Raw genomic sequence first — 6,771 nt, forward strand, 5'->3', positions numbered from 1 at the left:
TTTTAGCCTCCTATCTGATACATCATCTTAAGACTTCTACTAGCACCTTCTTCTTTAATATGATGCTCATGCGGTTTATTAAAAATTGCTGACTTTAATTTAATTGTAAGCAGTTCTTCACTATTCAAATATTTTCTAATATTTATTTCTTCCTTTGAATGAAGACATGGTTTAATTGTTCCGATAGATGTAAGCCTTATTCTATTGCAATCACCACAAAATTGGCAGCTTATTGGACTAATAAAGCCAATTTTACCTTTTGCTCCCTGAAGCTTATATAATTGTGCGGTACTCTTTGTTGTAGTCTCGATTGGAATTAATTCAGTATGCTGCTTTAGAATGTCTGAAAAATTTACTTTACTTTCTTCATATAACTTAATACTTTCTCCTATTGGCATAATTTCAATAAACCTTATTTCTACTGGTATTTCCTTAGTTAAATTTAAGAAATCTATAAATTCTGTATCATTAATACCTCTCATTAAAACTGTGTTTATTTTTACAGGTTTTAAATCAAGGGTTAAGCATTTTTCAATACTGTTTAATACATCATCCAGATTACCTCTTCTCGTAATATTCCTAAATTTATCTTTATTTAACGTATCAAGGCTTATGTTAACTCTTTTAAGTCCAGCATTTTTTAAATCCACTGCCATATCAGATAGCAAAATTCCATTTGTAGTTATTGCAATATCATCTATTCTCGAGAGCTTATATGTTTCATATATTAATTTATTTATATCTTTCATTACTAAGGGTTCTCCACCTGTGTACCTTACCTTATTAATACCAAGTGAGGCAGCTGCTTTTACAATTTTTAAAATATCTTCAAAACGCAGAATATCATCATGTTGCAAACTTTCTATGCCTTCTTCTGGCATACAATAAATACATCTTAAATTACATCTGTCAGTTACTGATACTCTTAAATAATTAATATTTCTGCCTTGCTTATCTATCATAAAACCGCCTCCTCAAATTGAGTTATTTATACTATAAATATGTAATTACATTAACATTTAATAATGAAAATTCCAATGAGAAAGTTCGAAGCATAAAATGTAAAAGCTCAATAAAGTTCATGTTTCCAAATATGAAATTGAGATTATCACTTTTAGAACATTCTCTTTTCCTTTCCAATTTCTTAATACTTAATTATTCGAAATTTAAATTGCAACCTAAAATATTAGATTAAAGAATTATCTTCAAAATATACACAAAGCAGATAATTAACTTTTTGCACACTCAATAGCTTCTCCTGTAAGTATTGCAATACCATGTGGAATTGATGGTAATATGAATTGAAGATTTTCCACAGCTCCCTTTGGACTGCCTGGAAGATTAACTATTAAAGTATTTCCACGAATTCCTGAAATTCCTCTTGAAAGCATTGCCTTAGGTGTAATAGACAGCGATTGCATTCTCATAGCCTCTCCAATACCTGGTACATATTTCTCTATTACATTTTTAGTTGCCTCAGGAGTAACATCTCTTTTTGAAAATCCAGTTCCTCCATTAGTTAAAATCAAATTAACTCCAAGTTCATCACACAAGTAAATTAATTCTTTTTCTATTTCTTCCCTTTCGTCAGGAATAATTTTATAAAAATTTATGTTATACCCCTTCTCTTCTATTTGATGTCTTATTTTAGGACCTGTTATATCAACTCGTTCACCTCTAGACCCCTTATCACTTATAGTTAATATTGCCGTTTTTATCACCTTTATCACGTCCTTTCATTTATCTTTCTTATAATGTGAAAATACTAATAATATACTTACTGCTATATTTTAATATACCTAAAAAATATAAATATCTCTTTTTATATTTTATCACCTCAGGCCTTCTAAGCTATTTCCAAGTATATCTTCAATACTTTTCTTTATTTTCACTTCATTTGAATATCTATTATTAACATTTACCAAAACTACAAGCTGGAAAACTACATACTTTACAATTAAAACACAAGCCTCCATGCCCAAGCTTTGTAATATCTTCTCTTTTTATCTTTTCTCCTGCTATAATTCTTGGAAGGATAAGATCAAATACTGTTATTTTGTTATACATTACACATCCTGGAAGTCCTAGAACAGGTATATGATTCTTATATGCAATTAAAAACATTGATCCTGGAAGCACTGGTGCTCCATAAGATATAATATCTGCCCCTGCTTCCCTTATTCCAGCTGGTGTAACATCATCAGGATCTACTGACATTCCACCAGTAACAATAATCATTTCTGCTCCAATTTCCAACAAATCATTTACTGCATCCGCAATCATGCTTACATTATCAGAAACAAGAATTTGCTTTATAACTTTACTACCAATTTCAAAAATTTTATTTCTAATAACAGGTCCGAACTTATCTGTTATTCTACCTGTATACACTTCACTGCCAGTTGTAATTATTCCAACTTTCATAGTTTTTAATGGTTCTACCCAAATAATAGGACCTTCATCTTTGCAAATCCTTTCAATTTCTTCAATCTTAAATTCATCAATAAAAAGAGGTATTATCCTTGTTCCTGCAACGACAGTTCCCTTTTCTACTACAATGTCCGTATGCAATGTAGCAATCATTGCTTCATCTAATACATTAATCTTTTCCAAAGCAGTATAATTCACCTTTAATAAGCCTTTACAGTTAGCCAATAAACTTACTTTACCTTCCAATGGTTCACTAAGAAGAATTTCCTTCCCCATTGCCACTCTTGCCATCCTTTCTCCAGCCTCATTTTCATGGAGTATTCCTTCTTGCATTTCCCAAACATAAATATTTTTTTTCCCCATATCTAACATTTTAGATATATCTTCCTCTGTTATTATGTGACCTTTTTTAAAGGCAACACCTTTAAACTCTCCTGGAACAATTTTTGTTAAGTCATGACATAATACCATACCTAGTGCTTCTTCAACTGGAACAGACTTCATTTTGCTACCTCCTAACTGTCAACGTTCGTGTAAAGTTATTTACACTAATTCTTTTTTGATTTCCTTTATATATATCAAGGTTTGGAACGTTTTTTTGTACAAAAAAAATCCTCTCTAATCTCTTGTTATATTTTTATTATTACAAATAAAAATAACACTTAAATGAAAGGTCCTTGTCATAAAATCAATTATAACTTATTTACTTTTATACAATCAATATTTAATTAAAACTATTTATCAATTAATTTTGTTTTAAAGCATATACCATTTGAACAACTCGATCTTGATGATTTATTAATGTTGTACTCTACTACTAACAAGTTTTTAGAACAAATTAAAGTTATTCAGATAATTGCATTTCATTATAATTCAATATAAAGCATGTGAATAAAATAACGCTCATTAAAACTGATGTAAATCATATATTTTAATAAGCGTCATTTTAAGTGAATATCTAAGCTCTTAGTCATCATAGCGATTTTCAATACATACATATTATCTTCTACATTTACTTGAGGAAAACATCTTCTAAATTTAATATATCTTTCAACTTTTTCTTTTAATAAATCACTAGTTCTACCTAAGTCTTCTTACTCTGATTTAGCATCAATTTCTTTTTCCATTATGAAATATTACACTTCCATCTGCATTTACTTGACCTGTAAATAACACTTTCCAATCCCTGTAATAAGTAGTAGATAAGGTATACCATTGAAAATCATATTTAAAATTATAAATTATTCATTGTAACTCTAATATTCATAAAAAGATGAGCCTCCAATAAATTCTCTTAATAAAGAATTCTTTGGCACTTCCTCAATATCAATTGTTTTAAAAAAGCTTAAAAAAGCTTTTAATCTTATAGCTTCAGAATATACTGGACTCTCCTCTGTTATTTTATTTAATTCTTTTAAAGCATATGGTTTCAATACTCCAAGTTCATAAACCAATGTAGAATTAAAAACAACCTCTGCCTGCTCCTGATACACAAATATATTGTTCTTTTCTCCATTTTTTATAGATTTCCACATTTTCAAAGTATCTTCCGCTCCATATCCTCTTGACAAAGAATCTCTAACTATCCTTCTTACTTTCCTCACATCTGTAGTCGAAATCCTATTATGATTATCTATGTTTAATTGAGTTAATGCTGATATATATATTTTAAATACATTTTTATTTAATTCATTCGAAATTAACTTTGGATTTAATCCGTGAATTCCTTCAAGTATTAATACTCCATTTTCAGGTAATTTAACTTTATAGTCGTTCCATTCCTTTTCACCAGTTTTAAAATTATAAATTGGAATTTCTACTTCTTGGTCAGTCATTAATTTTTCCAAATTCTCGTTTAGTAGCTTTAAATCTAAAGCATCAATTGATTCATAATCATAATCACCATTTTCATCCTTGGGCGTGTCTATTCTATTAACAAAATAATTATCTAGAGATAATGGAATCGGTATCAGTCCATTTACCCTAAGCTGTATGCTTAATCTGTTAGCAAAAGTAGTCTTTCCAGAAGAAGATGGACCTGCAATAAGTATAATTTTCACATCTTTTTTTTCAAAAATTGTATCCGCAATATTCGTTATCTTCTTTTCATGTAGTCCTTCTGATACCATGATCACATTTCTTAATTCATTATTAACTACTTTTTCATTTAACGTTCCAACATCTTCTATTCCTAATATAGTCAACCATCTCTGCGTTTCTATAAATATCTTAGTCAAGCTTTTTTGTTCTCTAAATTTAGGTAATTCATATAATTTTTTTCTTAAGGGTCTTTGCAATATAAATCCTGATTCATAATTGAACACATTAAACGTTCTTATTACGCCAGTAGAATACGCCATTGGTCCATAAAAATAATCATATCTTCCTTCAAGCTCGTATAGATGTACATTTTTTATATTATAATATTTTAGAAGCTTTATTTTATCATCCATTTCATATCCCTTAAAAATTTCTATCGCCTCTTCTTTTGAAGTTATAATACTATTTATTGGAATATCCTTATTTATTATTTCCTGCATTCTTATTTTTATTTTAGCAATATCATCTTCATTTAAAGGAATTTCTTTATGAACTTCTCCATATACAGCTTTACTTATAGCATGTTCTATTGTTATTTTAGCTTGTGGAAATAATTCTAAAGCTACTTTAATAAAAATAAATTGCAGTGTTCTAGTATAAATTTTTATTCCAAACTCTGTGCCAAAGCCTATTAATTCTATATCTCCATCTTCTTTAATTACTTCAGTTAACTCATAATATTTCCCATTAAGTTTGCATATAGCAACATCTCTAACTTTGTCTTTATTCTCATAGTTTTCAAGAATTAAATTATAAAATGTTATTCCTTTTTTAGCTCTAATAGTATTATTTTTTAGCACATATCCACCATTTTTCATATAATTTAAAACCTTCCTCTCAATTTAGTTATCAACTTTAAGTTGTTTGATACTAAAAATATATCTACATGCATTTTTATAAAATTTTCTGCTCCAGTTTATTTATTATAATATTTACCTTAATTATTACTGCTTTTATAAAATTATCACTCTAAGTATATTATATACATTTTTACTAAAAATGATAAAACTATTTTTCTTTGAATATTAATTTTCTTTTTTGCAAATATTAATTTTTAGAGGTGGTTTTTTATGTTTGTAGTAGCTATTAGAACTGCAATTTTATACTTATTAGTTGTTTTAACGATGAGATTAATGGGGAAAAGACAAATAGGTGAGCTTCAACCTTATGAATTTGTAATAACAATTATGATTTCTGATTTAGCATCTTTGCCTATGCAGGATACTAGATTACCCTTATTGCAAGGAATTATTCCAATAATAACTTTATTATTTTTAAAGACAGTTTTAACTCAAATAGGATTAAAATTTCAATGTACAAGAAGGTTTGTAGATGGAGAACCCTGTATATTAATACATAAGGGAAAAATTAATTATTCAACTTTAAAAAAACAACAGTTAAATATTGATGAATTATTAGAAGAATTGAGGCTTGCGAATTATTTTAATCTAGAAGAAATTCAATATGCCATTCTTGAAAATGACGGACAAATGTCTATCCTGCCTGTAGATTATAATTCAACTAAGAAATCTTCTGATTCTAATAATTCTTCAAAAAAATCTGATGTTAAATTACCAAAAGTTTTAATCTCTGATGGTAAAATAAACAAAAATTCACTAACTTCAATTGATAAAGATGAAAAATGGATTCTTAATTTACTAAAAAAATATAATATACCCTCAATAAAGCATGTATTAATAGCTTCATATGATACTGAAGGTAATTTTAAGTTTCAACTTTTTGATAAATATGAAAAGGAGGATAAATAATGAGAAACGCTTTTTTATCAATACTTCTCTTTTTTTTTACAATGTTATGTGTTTATATGTTAAATAATTCTGTAATTAATTTATGTGATCATATCAAAACTCAAACTGAAAGTATAGAACTAAAAATAACAAGTGGTGACTTTAAAGCTGGGTACAATGAATCTCTTATTTTATTAAACTCCATTCAAGAAAAAAATTTTGTAACTTCCATATATCTCAGTCATCAAGAATTTGATAATTTATTAAATGAAGCAGTAAAATTATCTACCTATTTAATTTATGAAGATGAAACAGAAGCACATACTTCATTGCATTTATTAAAGCATAATACTAATCATATAAAGAAATTACAATTACCAAATTTAGAAAACATACTTTAGTAATAAATAATGTTAAATTTAATTTACATATATAAGTTCTAATTAAGAAAGTTCATAATTTAGTTGGTTGTCTTATCCAATCACTCTAATAT

6 protein-coding genes are annotated in these 6,771 nt (G+C 27.6%); 2 read left to right on the top strand and 4 right to left on the bottom strand.

The features are described 5' to 3' along the window. Positions 1–2: 2 nt before the first annotated feature. The 4 genes from moaA to CLPUN_RS12965 all read right to left on the bottom strand — a co-directional run bounded on the left by moaA (position 3) and on the right by CLPUN_RS12965 (position 5,348). Entirely contained in the window at positions 3–962 is a 960-nt protein-coding gene (moaA, locus tag CLPUN_RS12950) for a GTP 3',8-cyclase MoaA (protein ID WP_077847689.1), read from the bottom strand. Positions 963–1,229: 267 nt separating this feature from the next. Then, positions 1,230–1,721, bottom strand: a complete 492-nt coding sequence (locus CLPUN_RS12955) for a MogA/MoaB family molybdenum cofactor biosynthesis protein (RefSeq protein WP_077847690.1) — start codon at positions 1,719–1,721, stop codon at positions 1,230–1,232. A gap of 190 nt (positions 1,722–1,911) precedes the next feature. Further along, positions 1,912–2,934, bottom strand: coding sequence for a molybdopterin-binding protein (locus tag CLPUN_RS12960; protein WP_077847691.1), 1,023 nt, complete (start codon positions 2,932–2,934; stop codon positions 1,912–1,914). 752 nt (positions 2,935–3,686) lie between these two features. Beyond that, complete coding sequence (locus CLPUN_RS12965) at positions 3,687–5,348, bottom strand: nucleoside kinase (protein ID WP_077847692.1); 1,662 nt, start codon at positions 5,346–5,348, stop codon at positions 3,687–3,689. Between the two features lie 252 nt (positions 5,349–5,600). Between CLPUN_RS12965 and CLPUN_RS12970 the strand changes: the two genes are divergently transcribed. Both CLPUN_RS12970 and CLPUN_RS12975 read left to right on the top strand, forming a co-directional pair. Further along, complete coding sequence (locus tag CLPUN_RS12970; RefSeq protein WP_077847693.1) at positions 5,601–6,299, top strand: DUF421 domain-containing protein; 699 nt, start codon at positions 5,601–5,603, stop codon at positions 6,297–6,299. Further along, complete coding sequence (locus tag CLPUN_RS12975; protein ID WP_077847694.1) at positions 6,299–6,679, top strand: DUF4363 family protein; 381 nt, start codon at positions 6,299–6,301, stop codon at positions 6,677–6,679. Before CLPUN_RS12970 ends, CLPUN_RS12975 begins: the two co-directional genes overlap by 1 nt. Positions 6,680–6,771: the final 92 nt, after the last annotated feature.

It is taken from the genome of Clostridium puniceum, from assembly GCF_002006345.1.
Taxonomy (GTDB): Bacteria; Bacillota; Clostridia; order Clostridiales; family Clostridiaceae; genus Clostridium; species Clostridium puniceum.

What these genes read in the sequence shown, in the direction of transcription:
- moaA (WP_077847689.1), bottom strand. Translation starts at nt 962, where the DNA reads ATGATAGATAAGCAAGGCAGAAATATTAATTATTTAAGAGTATCAGTA.
- CLPUN_RS12960 (WP_077847691.1), bottom strand. Translation starts at nt 2,934, where the DNA reads ATGAAGTCTGTTCCAGTTGAAGAAGCACTAGGTATGGTATTATGTCAT.
- CLPUN_RS12965 (WP_077847692.1), bottom strand. Translation starts at nt 5,348, where the DNA reads ATGAAAAATGGTGGATATGTGCTAAAAAATAATACTATTAGAGCTAAA.
- CLPUN_RS12970 (WP_077847693.1), top strand. Translation starts at nt 5,601, where the DNA reads ATGTTTGTAGTAGCTATTAGAACTGCAATTTTATACTTATTAGTTGTT.
- CLPUN_RS12975 (WP_077847694.1), top strand. Translation starts at nt 6,299, where the DNA reads ATGAGAAACGCTTTTTTATCAATACTTCTCTTTTTTTTTACAATGTTA.